Annotated in this window: 17 protein-coding genes; 2 read left to right on the top strand and 15 right to left on the bottom strand. The window is 59.4% G+C overall.

What is annotated here, in order from left to right:
- Positions 1 to 41: 41 nt before the first annotated feature.
- The 15 genes from CER19_RS23080 to CER19_RS23000 all read right to left on the bottom strand — a co-directional run bounded on the left by CER19_RS23080 (position 42) and on the right by CER19_RS23000 (position 16919).
- Positions 42 to 1073: a DUF5924 family protein gene (locus CER19_RS23080; RefSeq protein ID WP_003187399.1), complete on the bottom strand. Its 1032-nt coding sequence runs from the start codon at positions 1071 to 1073 to the stop codon at positions 42 to 44.
- Positions 1074 to 1141: 68 nt separating this feature from the next.
- A complete protein-coding gene (locus CER19_RS23075) occupies positions 1142 to 2524 on the bottom strand; it encodes a pitrilysin family protein (protein ID WP_116668118.1) in 1383 nt (460 codons plus the stop codon).
- A gap of 58 nt (positions 2525 to 2582) precedes the next feature.
- On the bottom strand, positions 2583 to 4241 hold the full coding sequence (locus CER19_RS23070) for a Na/Pi cotransporter family protein (protein WP_116668117.1): 1659 nt from the start codon (positions 4239 to 4241) through the stop codon (positions 2583 to 2585).
- A 272-nt stretch (positions 4242 to 4513) separates the two neighbouring features.
- Positions 4514 to 5281 carry a TerC family protein gene (locus CER19_RS23060; RefSeq protein ID WP_003187403.1) on the bottom strand — a complete coding sequence of 256 codons (768 nt, stop codon included), beginning with the start codon at positions 5279 to 5281 and terminating at the stop codon, positions 4514 to 4516.
- Between the two features lie 67 nt (positions 5282 to 5348).
- Entirely contained in the window at positions 5349 to 6656 is a 1308-nt protein-coding gene (locus CER19_RS23055; protein WP_003187405.1) for a CitMHS family transporter, read from the bottom strand.
- A gap of 368 nt (positions 6657 to 7024) precedes the next feature.
- Positions 7025 to 8986 carry a DUF4105 domain-containing protein gene (locus CER19_RS23045; protein WP_116668116.1) on the bottom strand — a complete coding sequence of 654 codons (1962 nt, stop codon included), beginning with the start codon at positions 8984 to 8986 and terminating at the stop codon, positions 7025 to 7027.
- Positions 8983 to 9303: a DUF2388 domain-containing protein gene (locus CER19_RS23040; protein ID WP_116668115.1), complete on the bottom strand. Its 321-nt coding sequence runs from the start codon at positions 9301 to 9303 to the stop codon at positions 8983 to 8985. Before CER19_RS23040 ends, CER19_RS23045 begins: the two co-directional genes overlap by 4 nt.
- 39 nt (positions 9304 to 9342) lie before the next feature.
- Positions 9343 to 9651, bottom strand: coding sequence for a DUF2388 domain-containing protein (locus tag CER19_RS23035; RefSeq protein ID WP_116668114.1), 309 nt, complete (start codon positions 9649 to 9651; stop codon positions 9343 to 9345).
- Positions 9652 to 9757: 106 nt separating this feature from the next.
- A complete protein-coding gene (locus CER19_RS23030; RefSeq protein ID WP_034136006.1) occupies positions 9758 to 10078 on the bottom strand; it encodes a DUF2388 domain-containing protein in 321 nt (106 codons plus the stop codon).
- Between the two features lie 331 nt (positions 10079 to 10409).
- Positions 10410 to 10625 carry a DUF1127 domain-containing protein gene (locus CER19_RS23025; RefSeq protein WP_116668113.1) on the bottom strand — a complete coding sequence of 72 codons (216 nt, stop codon included), beginning with the start codon at positions 10623 to 10625 and terminating at the stop codon, positions 10410 to 10412.
- A gap of 318 nt (positions 10626 to 10943) precedes the next feature.
- Positions 10944 to 12437, bottom strand: coding sequence for an acetyl-CoA hydrolase/transferase family protein (locus tag CER19_RS23020; RefSeq protein ID WP_116668112.1), 1494 nt, complete (start codon positions 12435 to 12437; stop codon positions 10944 to 10946).
- 236 nt (positions 12438 to 12673) lie between these two features.
- On the bottom strand, positions 12674 to 14110 hold the full coding sequence (locus tag CER19_RS23015; protein WP_116668111.1) for an NAD(P)(+) transhydrogenase (Re/Si-specific) subunit beta: 1437 nt from the start codon (positions 14108 to 14110) through the stop codon (positions 12674 to 12676).
- Positions 14110 to 14430: an NAD(P) transhydrogenase subunit alpha gene (locus CER19_RS23010; protein WP_003187417.1), complete on the bottom strand. Its 321-nt coding sequence runs from the start codon at positions 14428 to 14430 to the stop codon at positions 14110 to 14112. The genes CER19_RS23015 and CER19_RS23010 overlap by 1 nt, the downstream gene beginning before the upstream one ends.
- A 15-nt stretch (positions 14431 to 14445) precedes the next feature.
- Positions 14446 to 15567, bottom strand: a complete 1122-nt coding sequence (locus CER19_RS23005; RefSeq protein ID WP_116668110.1) for a Re/Si-specific NAD(P)(+) transhydrogenase subunit alpha — start codon at positions 15565 to 15567, stop codon at positions 14446 to 14448.
- Between the two features lie 452 nt (positions 15568 to 16019).
- The gene (locus CER19_RS23000; protein ID WP_165861665.1) at positions 16020 to 16919 is read right to left on the bottom strand and encodes a LysR family transcriptional regulator; all 900 of its coding nucleotides are present in this window, start codon (positions 16917 to 16919) and stop codon (positions 16020 to 16022) included.
- A 157-nt stretch (positions 16920 to 17076) separates the two neighbouring features.
- On the opposite strand from CER19_RS23000, the gene CER19_RS22995 reads away from it, so the two are divergent.
- Both CER19_RS22995 and CER19_RS22990 read left to right on the top strand, forming a co-directional pair.
- The gene (locus CER19_RS22995) at positions 17077 to 18258 is read left to right on the top strand and encodes an acyl-CoA dehydrogenase (protein WP_003187423.1); all 1182 of its coding nucleotides are present in this window, start codon (positions 17077 to 17079) and stop codon (positions 18256 to 18258) included.
- Between the two features lie 13 nt (positions 18259 to 18271).
- Positions 18272 to 19492 (top strand): CaiB/BaiF CoA-transferase family protein, encoded by a 1221-nt coding sequence (locus CER19_RS22990; RefSeq protein ID WP_116668108.1) that lies wholly within the window; start codon positions 18272 to 18274, stop codon positions 19490 to 19492.
- The last annotated feature ends 278 nt before the right edge of the window (positions 19493 to 19770 follow it).

Here is a 19770-nt window from a genome sequence, read left to right as displayed (position 1 = left end):
GTTTGGCTATCCACAATTGCTACGTAATAGCACGATCCGGCTTACTTTGGGTTGTCCGCTTGTGCTGTGTCTATCACCTTGAAGCGCAGAACGCCGATGACTTGGCCGTCTTCGGTGAGCACCTGCACCTGCCAGCGCCCTACGGCGTCACCCGGGAAGTTCTGCTTGTGGGTCCAGGCGCGATAGCCTTCCTTGCGCCCACCATGGATGTCCAGGGCAATGCGGTCGACTTCCTGGCCGTTGAATTTCCACACATGGTAGATGCGCTCATCCAGCCCGCGTGGCGCGTTGATCGCGGTGTACGCATACAGCCCACCACTGCGCAATTGGGCGGCGGTGACTTGCTTGAGGTCGTCGCCCGGCGTGCGGTCTTGCAATTGGGTGCTGATGGCGACTTCGGTCATCCACAGGGTGGCGGGCGGTACCCAGCTGCGCAGGAACCAGCCGGCGCAGCCGATAGCGGCCGTTACCCCCAGCAGCATCGCCCAGCCCTTGAGGCTACGCAGCGGCAGGCTGACGGCCAGGCTCGGGATCGACAAGACCATGGCTACACCCAACGCCAGTTTGTAACTCTGGGCGGTGGTCAGGTGCATGATGATCGGCAGCGCGGTCAGCAACGCGGCGAATAGGGTCAGGGTGTGCAGGGCCAGGAACAGCGAGCGTTTGGGCGCCAGCCATTTGTAATACAGCGGGTCGATGATCGACACCAGCGCCGCCGCGCCCAGCAGGCCGGTGAACAGCGATTGGCCGCTGTTCCAGGCGGTGGTGACGAAAAAGAAGGGCAGGACGAAAAACAGACTTTCCTGGTGGATCATCTGGGTGGCGTATCGCAGCAGCGGTTCAGGGATCTCGCGATTGAAGACTTTGGTGAACAGTTGCGTAAAGCTGTTCTCCAGCATCAGCCACAACCAGCTCACCAGCATGATCACCGCGATCCAACTGGCCATGCCCTGCTGACGGTCTACCAGGATGAAGCTGCCCACGCCCGAGATGAAACCGCCGAGTGCAATCACCCCTGGGTAGCGCTTGATCAGTTCTATAACGCGCTGGATGAGGGGCGGCAAGTTCGGCATGGGCGGTTCACTGGTTGTGGGAAAAATCTCAGACAGAATAACGCCTTAGCCCGGTATTCTGTGCCTCATTACTCAACAGGTTTGCGATAAAGCCTCAGGCCGATCAAACCAAGGATGATCAGGCCCAGCACGCCCGCGCCGATCCAGGTCAAGGCGTCATAACTCAACAGCGGTTTTTCGATGCGCCAGTAGCCCGGCTGCTGGAACGCTTCGCGCATAGCCTGGTTGGTTTGCGCCAGGCTCACGGCCTTGATGCGTTTAACCGGGTCGCTGAAACGTCCATTGGAGTAGTCGCCAGCCGCACTCCAGTAATAGTCGGCCAGTGCGCTGTTGCCCTGCACTGCCCAGGCTTGGCGGGCGATGGCGGCTTGTTGCAGGCGTGTGAATACTGTTGGGTCGAGGCCGTTCTTGAGCAGCTGGGCCTTGAGGTCTTGCAAGACCTGCTCGGCTTCAGGGAGGTTTTCCCGCTCAAGGTCGGCATTCAGGCTGAGGAACCCGACGCCGCCGAGTACTTCGCGTTCCACCCACGGGCCGTAGGACAAACCGTGCTTGAGGCGCAGTTGCCGGTACAGCGCCCAGTCGAGGTAGTCCTTGAGCAGGTTGTAGGTTTCATCATGCTGGTCGTCCAGCACAGGCTCGGGGAACAGCCAGTGCAGCTTGGCGCCATCGCCCACCCAGCCGCGGATCAGGTCACGGTGGCTGGCGGCGGTGTGCTGGATTTCCGGGAGGGGGCGATGTTCGCTCGGCTCCACTGGGTCGAGTTCACCATAGGTGCGTTCCAGGTAGGCGGGCAGCAGTTTGTCGAGATCGCCGACGACAATCAGGGTCATATTGTTCGGCGCGTACCATTCGTTGCGCAGCTTCTCCAACTGGTCGCGGGTCAGGTGGCTGACCTCGGCGCGTTCGGCGCACTTGAGGCCCAACTCCACAGCCAATTGGTTGCTGGCGCTGTGACCGAGGTCCTGGCGATCCAGCAGGCGTTGCAAGTGTGAATAATGGCCGCCGTCTTCGCGCTCCACCACTTGCTTGGCGGCATTGATATGGGCGTCGGTCAGTTGCGTGCGCGTGAGGATTGCCAGCAGCAGGTCCAGCACCTTGCGTTGGTTCTGCGCGGGCGCCTCGATCACGAAGGTGGTATCGGCGTTGCTGGTGTAGGCGTTCCACTCGCCGCCCAGGGCTTGCATGCGGTCTTCGAGGTCGCCCTCGCCGCCGCCGTCGATGCCGCTGAACAGCAAGTGCTCGAACAAGTGCGGCAGTTCTTTTTCTTCGCAACCGAAGTCGTCCAGGCCCACACCAACCACCAGGCGAATAGCGACATGCCCACGCTCGGTGCCCGGTTTGAGCAGCAGTTGCAGGCCGTTGGGCAAGGTGTAGCCCTCGACTTGCAGACGGTCAAAGGCAAAGGCGTGTGCCGAGCCCAAGAGCAGGCAGGCGAGTAACAGGCGACGCATAACAAGCTTCCTGGCGAATGAGGTCCATTGTTAACTGACTTCGCTCGCGGGCGTACGTTCAGGGCGAATGGGTAATGTCGGCAATACTTTCAGCCGAGAGCGCGTCAGTGTCGGACGTTTCCAACACTACATAAGCACTGCTGCAAAACAACGAGTTCAAGCGTTTCATGTCGGCAATCAGTTCCAAGTGCAGGGAACTGGTTTCCAGGCTCTGCACGATCTTGCGCTGCAGGCGGCTGACATGGGCGTGGGCCAGGCGGCGTTCCTGGGCGCGGAAGCGGCGCTTTTCACGCAGTAATTGGCGGGCGCTTTCCGGGTCGCCGCTGAGAAACACCGACAGGCCCAGGCGCAGGTTGGCGATCAACTGGCTGTGCAGGCCACTGAGTTCCTCCAGGCCTACTTCGGAAAATTGCCGGCGTTGCGAGGTCTTCTGTTGCTGGACCTTACGCAGCATGCGTTCGATCAGGTCGCCCGCCAATTTCAAGTTGATCGACAGCTCGATGATCTCTGCCCAGCGGCGGTTGTCCTGTTCGCTGAGGTCCTCACGGGGCATTTGCGCCAGGTAGAGTTTGATCGCGCTGTTGAGCGCCTCGACGTCATCGCTGAGGCTGCGCATTTGCTGGGTGATTGCGGTTTGGTTGCCGCGCAGCACTTCCTGCATCGAAGTGAGCATATTGTCGATCAAGTCGCCCAGGCGCAGGGTTTCGCGGGCGGCGTTCGCCAGGGCCAGGCTTGGGGTATTCAATGAGGCCAGGTCCAGATGGCGTGGCTTGGCCTTGCCATTGGTTTCGGGGCGTTCCGGCAGCAGCCATTCGCACAGGCGGGCCATGGGCCCGATGGTGGGCAACAGGATCAGGCAACGGCTGACGTTGTAGAGCAGGTGGAAGGTGATGACCATGCCCTGGACGCTGTAGTCCAGGCCGTCCATCCAGCCTACGAGCGGGTCGAGCACCGGAATGATCAGCAACAGACCGATCAATTTGTACAGCAGGCTGCCCAGGGCCACTTGGCGACCGGCAGTGTTTTGCATGCTGGTGCTGAGAAAGGCCAGCACGCCGCTGCCGATGTTGGCGCCGATCACCAGGCCGATGGCCACGTGCAAGCCGATCACGCCGGCACCGGCCAGGGTGGCCGTGAGCAACACCGCAGCGAGGCTGGAGTAGGAAATCATGGCGAACAGCGCGCCGACCAGGGCGTCCAGCAAGATATCGCCGGTCAGCGAAGCGAAGATGACTTTGACGCCTTGGGCATGAGTGATGGGGCCGGCGGCTTCGACGATCAATTGCAGCGCGAGGATGATCAGGCCCAGGCCGATCCCTACCCGGCCCAACTGCCCTGCCCGCGTCTGCTTGCGCGACAGGAAGAAAATCACCCCGAGGAAGATCAGCAGCGGCGACAGCCAGGACAAATCGAACGTCAGCACCCGCGCCATCAAGGCCGTACCGACGTCGGCGCCAAGCATGGTGGCCAAGGCCGGCGTGAGGCTCATCAGCCCTTGGCCGACGAACGAAGTCACCAGCATCGCGGTGGCGTTACTGCTTTGCACCATGGCCGTCACCAGGATACCGGCGACAAATGCCAGCCAGCGCTTGGACATATTCTGCCCGATGACTTGGCGCAAATTGGAACCGTAGACCCGCAGGATACCGGTTCGGACGATATGCGTGCCCCAGATAAGCAGGGTCACGGCGGAAAGCAGATTGAGCAAGGTCAGCATGCTCGGCCCCCCGTGTGGGTGCGCTCCAGCAGGAGCGAAGGAAAGTTACCGCGTGCCGCTCTACGTCTTGTACCTAAGCTGTAGTTGGCGAATGGGCTCTGCGCCAGCATCGCATAGCTAAACTCGGGATTGAAACAAAACTGTCATGAAGATCGTTCCCCACGCTCGGCGTGGGAACGCATCCTGTGACGCTCTGCGTCACTTTGCGGACGCGGAGCGTCCGAGAGGGCATTCCCACGCGGAGCGTGGGAACGATCACTCGCGGGTCAAATTTACTGACCCGGAATGTCCTTGCGCAGTTTCACCGGGTCCTGCTGTTTCTTCTTTTTCGCGATGGCGGTACGCATCTTGATGTTCACCGCTTCCACCGCCAGCGAGAACGCCATGGCGAAGTAGACGTAGCCTTTTGGCACGTGTACGTCGAAGGATTCAGCGATCAGCACGGTACCCACGACCAGCAGGAACGACAGCGCCAGCATTTTCAGCGACGGGTGCTTGTCGATGAACTCGCTGATAGTGCCGGCAGCCAGCATCATCACCAATACCGCAACGACAATGGCGGCAACCATCACCGGCACGTGGGAAACCATGCCGACAGCGGTAATCACCGAGTCCAGGGAGAACACGATGTCGATGATGGCGATCTGGATAATGGTGTAGATGAACTTACCGCCGGCGCCTTTGGGTTCATCTTGGGTTTCATCTTCACCTTCCAGGGCGTGGTACATCTCCTGGGAGCTTTTCCACAGCAGGAACAGGCCACCGAAGAACAGGATCAGGTCGCGACCGGAGATGCCCTGGCCAAACACCACGAACAGGTCGGCGGTCAGTTGCATGACCCAGGTGATCGACAGCAGCAACAGGATGCGCGTGACCATGGCCAACGCCAGGCCGAAGATCCGAGTGCGCGCCTGCATATGCTTGGGCATGCGGCTGACCAGGATCGAAATCATGATGATGTTATCGATGCCCAGGACGATCTCAAGGGCCGTCAGGGTGAAGAAGGCAATCCAGATTTCCGGATTGGTCAGCCATTCCATGTGTCTTCCTTTGAGCAAGTGTTAACCGCGCAAGCTGTAGCGCCGCGCGGTGAGTGAGTCGGTACGATTATAGAGTGCTGAACAGCGGAAAAATCCCCATCAGCAATGCGGCGAACATTATGCACAGGCACACCAACACTGCCCACTTGAGTGTGAAACGCTGGTGATCGCCGAATTCGATCCCCGCCAGAGCAACCAGCAAGTACGTCGAGGGTACCAGTGGGCTGAGCAAATGCACGGGTTGCCCGACGATCGACGCCCGCGCCATTTCCACCGCGGTGATGCCGTAATGGCTGGCAGCTTCGGCCAGTACCGGCAGTACGCCGTAGTAGAACGCGTCGTTGGACATGAAGAAGGTAAACGGCATGCTCACCAGCGCGGTAATCACCGCCAGGTAAGGGCCCATCGCTTCGGGGATGACCGCCAACAGGCTTTTGGACATGGCGTCGACCATGCCAGTGCCCGACAGAATGCCTGTGAAGATACCGGCGGCGAAGATCAAGCCCACCACGGCCAATACGCTACCGGCGTGAGCAGCGACGCGGTCTTTCTGCTGCTGCAGGCACGGGTAGTTGACGATCATGGCGATACTGAACGCCACCATGAACAGCACCGGCAGCGGCAACAGGCCGGCAATCAGGGTGCACATCAAGGCCAGGGTCAGGGCGCCGTTGAACCAGATCAATTTCGGCCGGCGGGCGTCGGGGAATTGCGACACGCTGATTTCGCTGTGGTCGATCTCATCGCCTTGCAGGTGCAATTCACCCAGGCGTGCACGCTCGCGCTTGCCGTACATGTAGGCAATCACCAGGATCGCCACGACACCGGCGGCCATGGCCGGGATCATCGGTACGAAGATGTCCGACGGGTCTACATGCAGCGCACTGGCGGCGCGCGCCGTCGGGCCGCCCCAGGGGGTCATGTTCATGACGCCACCGGCGAGAATGATCAGGCCGGCCATGATCCTTGGGCTCATGCCGATGCGCTGGTACAGCGGCAGCATGGCCGCGACGCAGATCATGTAGGTGGTGGCACCGTCACCGTCCAGAGATACCACCAGGGCCAGTACGGCGGTGCCGACCGACACCTTGAGCGGGTCGCCCTTGACCATCTTGAGGATCTTGCGCACGGCCGGGTCGAACAGGCCGGAGTCGATCATCAAAGCAAAATAGAGGATGGCGAACATCAGCATCACGCCGGTCGGCGCAAGCTTGGTGATGCCTTCGAGCATCATCGGGCCGATCTTCGGTGCAAAACCGCCGAACAGCGCGAACAGGATCGGCACGATGATCAAGGCGATCAGCGCGGACAGGCGCTTGGTCATGATCAGGAACATGAACGTGATGACCATGGCAAAGCCAAGGAAAGTCAGCATAGGAATACTCCAGGCGTAGCGCGGCTAGGGAATGGCGGACCGAGTGGCGGTCAGCGCAGAACGAAAGGCACGAGGCGTACGGGTGGAGTTGGAGCGAACAGGCGGGTACGAGCGGACATCGGGAATCACCATTGTTGTTGTTAACAGCCGGTCTGTTGCCGGCAGTGGAGGCGATCCTAGACGGGGAAGCTTTCAGCCAGCTTTCGCTGAGAAAACAGCTGACACGCGGGCTTGGGGTTTATGCAGATAAAACTGTGGGAGCTGGCTTGCCTGCGATAGCGGTGTGTCAGCCAACATCTCTTATGGCTTTGACACCGTCATCGCAGGCAAGCCAGCTCCCACATTTGGGAATGGTCGCTGCCAGACTATCAGGGTAGCTCCAGGCCGCCGGCGGCTTTGTGCAAGGCTCGCAAATGCTCACCCACCTGCTTGAGGTTGGCTTCACAGGCGGCAATCTCGGCTGCGCGGGATGGGTCGAGCAGCGCCCTCACCTCCTTATCCAGCTCGCCGGTCAACGACTGCAACTGCTTCTGGCGTTCGGCGCTCTCCGACTCCAGGCGCTTGGCTTCCGAAGGTTGCGGCAGGCCATAACCCCCACTGTCCAGCAACTCGGCCGGGCGACTCAGAAAGCCACTGTTGGCGAGAATTTGCTGCAGCGTGTTGTTGGCTTTCTCCATGCCGCCGTATTTCAGCTCGCGGGCATTGAGATAGCGTTGTTTGACCTCATCCTGGGCGAGCATCAGTTGTTTGCGATAGCTGGCCTGCTCCAGCAGCAACAGCGCGGCGCTGGTACGCAGGTCGGCCTGGCTGAACCATTGGCGACGCGCTTGCGCATCCAGGGACAACCAGTCTTCGACCTGGGTCTGCTTGATCGGCAGTTGCTTGCGCAACACATCGAACATGGCTTGGTAGCGCTCGCGGAACGAGTCGAAGTGATACCCCAGCCGCAGTGCCTCGCGCTTGTCATTCAATACGCTGGTATCGGCCAGGCCGCGGGCGCTGAGCACTTCCAGCAAACCGTTGGGGGTGATGTTGTCCAGGCCAGTCAATTGCGGGTTGGCGCTGCCGCTGCGCAACAGTTTCAGGCTTTCGACCGCACAATTGTTGGAGATAAAGAAGTAGTTGCCGTCATAGCTCCAGTGCATCTGCGCCGCATGTTCGACGGTGTCGTTGATTTCCTGGCGGCTGAGCTTCAGCGGCACCGATGCCAGGCCACGCAGTTCGGTCTTGGTGTACTCATCAATGACCTGGGCCAGCGGCAGTACGAACAGCCGCGACGGGTATTTGCCCACCAGGCCATCCCAGCTCGACAGCTGTACGTCACCGACGAAGGCGCGGTAAGACAAGACCAGGTGCCGGTCCAGATCTAGCCGGCAATCCGGGCCACGCGGGCGGCCCGGGGCACAAATCACCAGGCGCAACATGCTATGGCCCCAACGGCTCACCAGGTTCTGGTTGGCTTCGGCCAGCAGATAGTCGATTTCATACACGCGCTCCGGATCGATCTGGCCCAGGGGCGTTTTGGCGAAATCGTTGCCCGCGTTCAGGAAGGCATAGGTACTGGCGCAGGTGTCCTGCTCGGGCGGGGCCCAGCCGAAGTGATCCTTGTAATAACGGAACAGCGCGGGGCGGCGACAGGCATAGCTGGGGTCCAGGAGGAAGTACTCCATGTTGACCGCTACGAACTCCAGCGGGCTGGTGGTTTCGTAGATGTCCGGGCTGCGCACCACCTGATGGTTGTGCTGCTCACGCTCGCCGCGGCGACCGACATATTGTGGCCAGCCGGCGAGATCCAGCAGGCGCGGGTCGTCACTGAGGGTAAAGCGGCGGTCGTTCTGGCCACGGCACTGGTCGGGCAAGCCGATCAAGCCGGTGATGCTGTTCTGACGGCTGCAGCGTTGGATCAGCGTGCGCTCGTCCTTGGACCACAGGCGCGCACGGTCATAGATGTGGGTCAGTTCATGCAGCACGGTGGCGAGCATTTCCCGGCGCACGGTACCGTGGGGGCGATTGGTTTTCTGGGTGGCGGCGCGGCCGTCAGTCAGGCTGGCGAGCAGGTTCTGGTTGAGGTCCAGCTCGGACACCAGGGATGCCTGGCCATAGGCGTTTTCAGGCATCTTGTCGGTCCAGCCGACATCGATACGTCGGTCCAATTGCTCGACAAAGCGCGGTGGCAAGGAGCGCAGCGCTTCATCGAGCAATGCCTGGCTGGCCTGCTGTTCGGCTGGGCTCAAACCTTCGGTCTTGAGCCGCAGTTGCAGGCTGGCCTGGGCTGTACTTGCACACAGCAGCACGGCCCCGGCCAGGAGCCAGGGTTTGATGCGCCTCACAGAGCGAGGATAGCTTCGGCGAGGGTCTGGTCGCTGGCATCACGGGCTTCAGGCACGCGGGTGCGAAGGGTATCGAACGCGGCTTCCAGCTGGGCGCCACGGATCTTGCCATTCGTTGCGACGAAACTGGCGGCGTCATCGTGGGCTTCGCGCACGATCTTGGAGTCGCGGATGGAGGTGGTGGTGTCCGAGGTGAAATCAATGGTGCGCGCCGAGGCACGCACGACGATGTTGCTGGTGGCCTTCAAGGTTTGCGCCTGGGCGACATCGGCCAAAAACAGCAGGCCGAGGGCGGCGACGATCAGCGGGCTACGCATGGGGTGACTCCAATGACAAAGATAGAAATACAACGATGATTATTGGACGAGAATTGCTTGCGCCAGTTCAAGGTCGCTTGCATGAAGTTTTGGCTGGGTGCGACGCAGATAATCCAGCGCGGACTCCAGGCGTGCGCCCCGCCATTGGCCGTCAGTGGCAACGAAAGCGGCAGCATCATCCCGAGCGGCCATGACCAACTTATTGTCGAACGGCGCAGAGGTCACTTTGCTGGTGGCATACACGCTGACAACAGTGCTCTGGGTGGACACATCCAACGCTGAAGCCATGGGTGACCAGCAGGCGCAACACAGAACAGGAACACTCAATAAACGGTATGAAAAAGCCATGGGACTCGACAACTGAAAGCGAGCGCCAAGGCTAGCGCAACGGCCGGGCGAGAGCCAGCGTCGAGCCATGCGGGAGCGGCGGGCGCTCCCGTCTGGTTGCCGTGGATCAGATAGCCAGGATGGCCTGTGCCAGCTGTGCATCGGTAGCGGTATTCAATTGCGGCGCTTGTTGGCGGATCTGGGCCAGGGCGCTTTCCAGTTTCACGCCACGGATGGCGCCTTCGCTGGCGACAAAGCTGGCGGCGTCGTCACGGGCCGCTTGTACGACCTTGTTGTCGCGCAGGGATGAGGTGGCATCAGACGTGGCATCGGAAGTTGCCTTCAGAGCGCCGACGATCGAGTCGGTCGTCATGATCAAGCTGCTCGCGTTGGCATTGGCAGCCAGGGTCAGCACAGCGGCAGTGCACAGCAGGCGAAGACGGGACATGGGGTAACTCCTGTAGACGAATAATAAGGTGGCGCGAAACGGCCACAATGAAACGGACTGGGACTGTCGAGCATCAGACGCACGCTCTACAGGGTTCGCCACATGGTGAACGGATATTAGGCGTGTGCCGGGCTATTCGGAAGCCTGCAATTAAACTGTACCTGTCATATTTTAATAATTTTAAACTGTGCCTGTGTGCTTGGATTGAGCGCATTTCAATGCGCAATCACAGATACAACAAAGCCCGCCTCCGGTTACCCGGGGCGGGCTTTGCTTTGACAAATCAGGGTGCTGGCAGTGGACCCGTTAGGTCAGGGCCAGCGGGCGCCACTTAGCGCCAGAACGGCTTGCTCAGCTCTTCGTAGCGGTGAGCTTCGCTGATACCGGCGTCAGCCAGCAGACGCGAATCCAGGCGGGCCAGTTGGTGGCGGCTGGAGATGCGGCGCTGCCACAACATCAGGTTGGCGAGAACGCGCAAAGGCAGGGAAGCCGGGGGGTTTACAGCTTTTTCTTCGAAGAACAGTTCGGAACTGAGTGTACGTTCCATGATGACATCCTTCCGCTTGTGGCGGGATTAGGTAGTGGTTTAACTGATGCCAATGATCCTCCTCCAGCGCAAGACTCTCTAGATACAGTTCACCTGTATTGTGAGAGGCCAGTTAACTGTTTAAGAGGGCTGTACGGTACGAAATTGGGGCAACTGTACCTGTGCGCACTTAAAAGGTGCGAAATAGGCGTTTTTAAGCTGAGGCGTGGGATATTTCGGTAGGAAATGACCGGTACAGCAGTACAGTTTTTTCCAGAAGTGCGGGTGAGTTCACCGAGCTGATGAAACTGTATTTGCATCAGCCCGGATCTGTATCCATCAAGCGTTGAGCATGTGCCCGGTTTCTTCCAGGTTGATGTGCCAACTCAGTGCTTCGCGCAGGATGTGCGGGGTATGCCCGCCGATGGCGCAGGCAGCATCGAAGTACGTGTTGAGCGCATCGCGATAGGCTGGGTGCACGCAGTTATCGATGATGACCCGGGCGCGCTCCCGTGGCGCCAGGCCCCGCAGATCGGCAAGGCCTACTTCGGTGACGAGAATGTCCACGTCATGTTCGGTGTGGTCCACATGGCTGACCATCGGTACCACGCTGGAAATTGCGCCGCCCTTGGCAATGGACTTGGTAACGAAGATCGCCAGGTGCGCATTGCGTGCAAAATCGCCGGAGCCACCGATGCCGTTCATCATCCGCGTACCGCAGACGTGGGTGGAGTTGACGTTGCCGTAGATATCGAATTCCAGCGCGGTATTGATACCGATGATGCCCAGGCGACGTACCACTTCAGGGTGGTTGGAAATTTCCTGCGGGCGCAGCACCAATTTGTCTTTGTAGTGCTCCAGGTTGCCGAACACATCGGCATTACGCCGCTCCGACAAGGTAATCGAACTGCCGGAGGCAAAGCTCAGCTTGCCGGCATCGATCAGGTCAAAGGTCGAATCCTGCAACACTTCCGAGTACATGGTCAGGTCTTCGAACGGCGATTCGATCAGCCCGCACATCACCGCGTTGGCAATATTACCGATGCCGGCTTGCAGCGGGCCGAGCTTGTTGGTCATGCGCCCGGCATCGACTTCTTGCTTGAGGAAGTTGATCAGGTGATTGGCGATGCCTTGGGTGTCGCTGTCAGGCGGCGTTACCGTGGAGGCGGAGTCCGCCTGGTTGGTGATGACGATGGCGACGATTTTCTCGGGTGGGATCGGAATCGCGGTGCTGCCAATGCGGTCGTCGACTTTCACCAGCGGGATCGGCGTGCGCGTCGGCCGGTAGGTCGGGATGTAGATGTCGTGCAGCCCTTCCAGGTTCGGGTTGTGCGCCAGGTTGATCTCGACGATCACCTGTTTGGCAAAAATCGCGAAGCTGGCCGAGTTGCCTACGGAGGTGGTGGGCACGATATGCCCTTGCTCAGTGATCGCGACGGCTTCGATCACGGCGATGTCGGGCAATTTGAGCTGATTGTTGCGCAGTTGCTCGACGGTTTCCGACAGGTGCTGGTCGATAAACATCACCTCGCCGGCATTGATCGCCTTGCGCAGGGTGCTGTCGACTTGAAAGGGCATGCGTCGTGACAGTACGCCGGCTTCGGTCAACTGCTTGTCCAGGTCATTGCCCAGGCTCGCGCCGGTCATCAGCGTGATTTTGAGCGGCGAAGTCTTGGCGCGTTCGGCCAGGGCGTGGGGGACGGCCTTGGCTTCACCGGCACGGGTGAAGCCGCTCATGCCGACGGTCATGCCGTCCTCGATCAGTGCAGCGGCGTCTGCCGCGCTCATGACCTTGTTCAACAACGAAGGCAAGCGGATACGATCACGGTACATGAATTGTTATCTCTGGCTACGGAAAGCAAGGTGGGCAGTGTAGTGATTTCAAAAAGTTTCGGCCCGCTACCATGGTCGAATGCCAGGTCGCGATTTAGAGCCTTTGGTCGGGTTTCATGTGTGTGTAAAGCGGGACGCAGAGCATCCCTGGATGCGTTCCCACGCAGAGCGCGGGAACCATAAAAAAACCCCAGCCTACGTGAGGCCAGGGTTTCGGGTATTGCGCTGGCGCAGTGTTATTCGACGGCTTTGACCATGTCTTCGATGACCTTTTTGGCATCACCGAAGACCATCATGGTCTTGTCCAGGTAGAACAACTCGTTATCCAGGCCGGCGTAGCCGCTGGCCATCGAGCGCTTGTTGACGATGATGGTCTTGGCCTTGAACGCCTCGAGAATCGGCATGCCGGCGATGGGGGAGTTCGGGTCGTTCTTGGCGGCCGGGTTGACCACGTCGTTCGCGCCCAGCACCAGCACCACGTCGGCCTGGCCGAACTCGGAGTTGATGTCTTCCATCCCGAACCCCCGGTCGTAGGGCCCTTCGGCCTCGGCCAGCAATACGTTCATGTGCCCCGGCATACGGCCCGCCACCGGGTGGATCGCGTACTTCACGGTGACGCCGCGGTGGGTCAGCTTCTCGGTCAGCTCCTTGAGCGCGTGTTGTGCCCGCGCGACCGCAAGGCCGTAGCCTGGGACGATAATCACGGTATCCGCGTTGGTCAGTAGGAAGGTGGCGTCATCCGCGGAGCCGGACTTCACCGGGCGTGCTTCTTTGGAGCCCGCCGCGGCGCCAGCATCCGGCGCATTGCCGAAACCGCCCAACAGCACATTAAAGAAGGAGCGGTTCATCGCCTTGCACATGATGTACGACAGGATCGCGCCGCTGGAGCCCACCAGGGAACCAGCGATGATCAGCATCGAGTTGTTCAGCGAGAAACCGATGCCCGCCGCTGCCCAGCCGGAATAGCTGTTGAGCATCGACACCACCACGGGCATGTCGGCGCCGCCAATCGGGATGATGATCAGCACACCCAGTACAAAGGCCAAGGCCAGCATCAGCGCGAACGCAGTGAGGTTGCCGGTAAACATGAACGCCAGGCCCAGGCCCAGGGTTGCGAGGCCGAGCACCAGATTCAGTTTGTGTTGGCCGCCGAACTGTACCGGTGCGCCCTGGAACAGGCGGAACTTGTACTTGCCCGACAGCTTGCCGAATGCGATCACCGAGCCGGAGAAGGTGATTGCACCGATAGCGGCACCGAGGAACAGTTCCAGGCGATTACCGGCCGGTATCGAATCGCCCAAGTGCTTGACGATGCCCAGGGACTGCGGCTCGACCACGGCGGCAATGGCGATGAACACCGCTGCCAGGCCGATCATGCTGTGCATGAACGCGACCAGCTCTGGCATCTTGGTCATTTCAACACGCTTGGCCATGATCGAGCCGGCGGTACCGCCAACCAGTAGGCCAACGATGACGTAGCCGATACCGGCAGTCGCCAGTTCAGCCCCCAGCTTATAGATGAGGCCGACGGTGGTGAGTACCGCCAGCGCCATGCCGAGCATGCCGAACAGGTTGCCGCGCCGCGAAGTGGTCGGGTGCGAGAGGCCTTTGAGGGCCTGGATGAAACAGATCGACGCGATCAGGTAGAGCGTCGTCACGAGATTCATGCTCATTACTTGGGCGCCTCTTCTTTTACTTTCGGGGCTTTCTTCTTGAACATCTCAAGCATCCTGCGGGTGACCAGGAAGCCGCCGAAGACATTCACCGCCGCCAGGGCCACGGCCAGTGTGCCCATAGTCTTGCCCAGCGGGGTAACGGTCAGCGCGGCAGCTAGCATGGCGCCGACGATGACAATCGCGGAGATGGCGTTGGTCACGGCCATCAGCGGCGTGTGCAATGCGGGTGTTACGTTCCAGACCACGTGATAACCGACATAAATCGCCAGCACAAAGATGATCAGGTTGTAGATACCGGGGGAGATAAGCTCTTCCATCGTCTGAATCCCTGCTTAGGCGTTTTTGCGGATGACTTGGCCGTCGCGGCACACCAGGCACGCGGCGACGATGTCGTCTTCGAGGTTGATTTCAAACTGCCCTTCCTTGGTGAAGACCAGCTTCAGGAAGTCCAGCAGGTTGCGCGCATACAAGGCCGAGGCGTCGGCGGCGACAGCACCCGCCAGGTTGGTCGGGCCGCAGATGATCACGCCGTTTTCCACCACTACCTGGTCGGCCACGGTCAGCGGGCAGTTGCCACCTTGGGCTGCAGCGAGGTCGATGACCACCGAGCCGGGTTTCATCTGCGCCACGGTATCGGCGCTGAGCAGGGTCGGAGCCTTGCGGCCCGGGATCAGGGCGGTGGTGATGACGATATCGGCCTGTTTGGCGCGTTCGTGCACGGCCAGGGCCTGGCGTTGCATCCAACTGGTGGGCATCGGGCGTGCGTAGCCACCGACACCGACGGCGCATTCACGCTCTTCATCGGTTTCGTAGGGGACGTCGACAAACTTGGCGCCCAGGGATTCGATCTGCTCCTTTACCGCCGGGCGTACGTCGGACGCTTCGATCACCGCGCCCAGGCGCTTGGCCGTGGCGATGGCTTGCAGGCCTGCCACACCGGCGCCGAGGACCAGCACGCGCGCGGCTTTTACAGTGCCGGCAGCAGTCATCAGCATCGGCATGAAGCGCGGGTAGTGATGAGCGGCCAGCAACACGGCCTTGTAACCGGCGATGTTGGCTTGCGAAGACAGCACATCAAGGCTTTGAGCGCGTGAAGTGCGCGGCGCGGCTTCCAGGGCGAAGGCGGTGATGCCGCGCTCGGCGAGCTTGGCGATGGTTTCGTTGCTGAACGGATTGAGCATGCCCACCAACACGGTGCCACTTTTGATCAGCGCAAGTTCGCTGTCGCTGGGGGCAACCACTTTGAGAATCAGCTCGGCGCCAAACGCGTCGTTGGCACTGCCAATGGTGGCGCCTGCCGTTTCATAGGCACTGTCGACGATGCTGGCATTGATGCCTGCGCCGCTTTGTACAGTGACCTTATGGCCCTGGCCGATCAGCTTCTTGATGGTTTCCGGGGTGGCAGCCACCCGCGTTTCACCGGTCTGGGTTTCGAGAGGAACACCAATGTGCACGTCAAATCTCCTGCATGATCTTTTTGCTTTTGATCTTTTTGTAAAAAGGCCAGTGCACCGCGAGTGGCGCAACTGGGGCGGCCGATCAGCACGATCCCGCTGAAATGACAGCGGGGCGCGGCATTTTGCAGGCGAACTTTACGGCCATCAAGGGATTATGACGGGTGACGAAAAATTAACTACAAGTCACCCTGTGACTGATTGTCGCAACAAGCTGAAATAACCTCTTTAAATACAGGTCTTTAAAGGCGTTCAGGCGTTTTCGGTCCGTTTTTCCATTGCCAGTGTGAATAGTCGTGCATTGGCCGGTAAGAGTCGCTGCGAGCCATGAGATACATGGCTTTTAGCCTTATTTTTGGCTGATAAGTACAGTCTGTTTAAATGCGACATATACGTACATCTGTAGGCTCTGGATTTATCTGACTACAAAGTCAGTAATTTCGCTTTGTCCTTTATTTACATGGGTCGTAGCGTCTTGACTGATCGAGCAGCCAGTCCCTGAATGCATGCAGAGAGGCGGATTCGACCTTTTTGTCAGGAATCATCAGGTAATAAGCCTTTTCGCTAGTCAGTGCTTCGGTGCTGGCGATTACCAGTTGTTGCTCCTTCAGCTCCCGCTGTATGAGGAAGGGAGGAATCAGTGCGATGCCCATGTCATGCATGGCCGCCTGGGACAGCATCGAGAATAGCTCGTATCGAGGGCCTGTCATGTCGCGAGGGATGTTCAGTTGTTGGGCGTTGAACCATTGGCGCCAGGCGTAGGGGCGTGTGGTCTGCTGCAGCAGGGGCAGCTCGGCGATCTGTTGAGGGGTGAAGTGCGTGCGGTCGCCGAGTAAGCGCGGGCTGCATACCGGTACTGGGTTTTCGCCCATTAACCTGTGGGATTGCGTACCCGACCAATCGGCATCTCCGAAGTAGATAGCCGCATCGAACTCGGTATCGGCGAACAGGAAGGGGCGTGTGCGGTTCGTCAGGTTCACCGTGACTTCCGGGTGCTGATGTTGAAAGTCTTTCAGGCGTGGGATCAGCCACTGCGTGCCGAAGGTGGGCACCACCGCCAGTTCGATCACATTGGCGCCTTGCTGGCCCATCACCGACAAGGTGTCGCGCTCCACGGCGTCCAGCTGCATTGCAACCCTACGGCTATAAGACAGCCCCGCCTCCGACAGCTTCACTCCGCGGCGTGAGCGGCGAAACAGCTCGACACTCAAAAACTCTTCCAGGCTGGCGATCTGTCGGCAAATCGCGCCTTGGGTGATGGAAAGCTCCAGTGCTGCCTTGGTGAAGCTCTCGTGGCGGGCTGCTGCCTCAAAGCTGATAAGGGCGGTGGTACTGGGAATTTTTCTGCGCATGTACGTTGTCCTCACAGATAAAGCGCATTTATGGGCTTTTTGAGTGTTACGAAGTGAGAAATTAGCACAAGCCTATGCGAATTCCTCGTTTGCCCTCTGCGCTGACCGCGCCTAGTCTGGGTCCACGACTTCTGATTTTTTCCGCGAGGACTTATTCATGGCTGGCAAGGCAAGCTTCAACTGGATCGATCCACTGCTGCTGGATCAACAGCTCACCGAAGAAGAGCGCATGGTGCGTGACAGCGCCGAGCAATTTGCTCAGGACAAGCTGGCTCCCCGCGTGCTCGAAGCCTTTCGCCACGAAAAGACAGACCCTGCTATTTTCCGCGAGATGGGCGAGACCGGTTTGCTGGGGGCGATGATCCCCGAGCAGTACGGTGGTAGTGGCTTGAACTACGTCAGCTACGGTTTGATTGCTCGGGAGGTCGAGCGTGTCGACTCCGGCTATCGCTCGATGATGAGTGTGCAGTCTTCCCTCGTCATGGTGCCGATCAATGAGTTTGGTACCGAGGCGCAAAAACAGAAGTACTTGCCCAAACTGGCCTCTGGTGAATGGATCGGTTGCTTCGGGCTGACCGAGCCCAACCATGGTTCCGACCCAGGTGCGATGATTACTCGTGCACGCAAAGTGGATGGCGGCTACAGCCTGACCGGCGCGAAGATGTGGATTACCAACAGTCCGATTGCGGATGTGTTTGTGGTGTGGGGCAAAGACGATGCTGGGGACATCCGTGGCTTTGTCCTGGAAAAAGGCTGGAAAGGTCTGAGCGCTCCGGCTATCCACGGCAAGGTGGGTCTGCGGGCCTCCATCACCGGTGAAATCGTTATGGATAACGTATTTGTGCCGGAAGAAAATATCTTCCCGGATGTCCGTGGCTTGAAAGGTCCGTTTACCTGCCTCAACTCGGCACGGTACGGGATTTCCTGGGGGGCGCTGGGGGCTGCTGAGTTTTGCTGGCATACCGCGCGCCAGTACACGCTCGATCGCCAGCAGTTTGGTCGCCCGTTGGCTGCTACTCAACTGATCCAGAAGAAGCTGGCCGACATGCAGACCGAGATTACCTTGGCCCTGCAAGGTTGCCTGCGCCTGGGGCGGATGAAGGATGAGGGTACGGCGGCGGTTGAGATCACTTCGATCATGAAGCGTAACTCGTGTGGCAAGTCATTGGACATCGCGCGCATGGCCCGAGACATGCTCGGCGGCAACGGCATCTCCGACGAATTCGGGGTGGCGCGCCACCTGGTGAACCTGGAAGTGGTCAACACCTATGAAGGGACCCATGACGTGCATGCCTTGATCCTGGGGCGCGCGCAAACCGGTCTTCAAGCGTTCTATTAATAGGAGCATGGGCATGGGCGCGCTTTCGCATCTGCGAGTGCTGGATTTGTCGCGAGTACTCGCGGGCCCTTGGTCCGGGCAGATTCTTGCAGACCTTGGGGCCGAGGTGATCAAGGTCGAAAGGCCGGGCAGCGGCGATGACACGCGCGCTTGGGGGCCACCCTTCCTTAAGGATGCGGATGGCGAGAACACCAGTGAGGCAGCATATTATCTGTCGGCCAACCGTAATAAAGAGTCGGTGACCATCGACTTTACGCGACCAGAAGGCCAGAAGCTGGTGCGCGACCTGGCTGCCAAGTCGGACATCCTCATAGAAAACTTCAAGGTGGGTGGTCTTGCGGCGTATGGGCTGGACTATGAATCCCTCAAAGAGGTTAACCCCGAGCTGATTTACTGCTCCATCACGGGGTTTGGTCAGACGGGCCCCTATGCGATGCGCGCGGGGTACGATTTCATGATCCAGGGGTTGGGCGGGCTCATGAGCCTGACCGGGCGGCCTGAAGGGGATGACGGCGCTGGGCCGGTAAAGGTTGGCGTAGCCTTGACCGATATCTTGACCGGGCTTTATTCGACCGTGGCGATCCTGGCTGCGCTAGCGCATCGCGATCACGATGGCGGTGGGCAACATATCGACATGGCGTTGCTGGATGTGCAGGTGGCTTGCCTGGCGAATCAGGCGATGAATTACCTGACCACCGGGACGCCGCCGAAGCGCTTGGGGAACGCTCACCCTAATATTGTGCCCTATCAGGATTTCCCCACTGCCGATGGAGATTTCATTCTCACCGTAGGCAATGACGGGCAGTTCCGTAAATTCGCTGAAGTCGCTGGGCAGCCACAATGGGCGGATGACGTGCGTTTCGCCACCAATCGCGCGCGGGTGGCTAATCGCGCGGAGCTGATTCCCTTGATTCGCCAGGCGACGGTCTTCAAGACGACCGCTGAGTGGGTGTCGCAGCTGGAGCGAGTGGGCGTGCCGTGTGGGCCGATCAATGATCTGGCGCAGGTGTTTTCTGATCCTCAGGTCATTGCGCGTGGCTTGGCGGTTGAGTTACCTCACGCATTGGCGGGCGTGGTGCCTCAGGTTGCGAGCCCGATACGCCTATCCAAGACGCCTGTGGAGTACCGGAGTGCGCCTCCTCTATTGGGGGAGCATACGCTTGAGGTGCTGCAGGGGGTTCTGGGGCTGGGAGCTGCTCATGTGGCTGCGTTGAAGGAGGCGGGTGTTATTTGAGCTTTTCCTTCTATATAGAGGCGCAGTGGGGAGTTGGTTGTTTTTTAACCGAAGCTAACTTATTGATAGAAAAGCAAAATTAAGAGTTGACGGCGAATTATATCTGTCTATAATTCGCCCCACTTCCGGCGCAGTCGAAACGGAAAACTCCTTGGTAAACAATGAGTTGCGAAGTTTCTGGCAGCAAGTTGCTTCAGTTCATCGAAGCCAAAAGGAAGTTGAAAAAGAGGTGTTGACAGCAGCGTGTAACGCTGTAGAATTCGCCTCCCGCTTACGAG

This window comes from Pseudomonas sp. GL93, assembly GCF_003408955.1.
GTDB lineage: Bacteria > Pseudomonadota > Gammaproteobacteria > Pseudomonadales > Pseudomonadaceae > Aquipseudomonas > Aquipseudomonas paracarnis.
The sequence above is the reverse complement of the archived record's forward strand: the minus strand, read 5'-3'. Positions and strand labels throughout refer to the sequence as shown.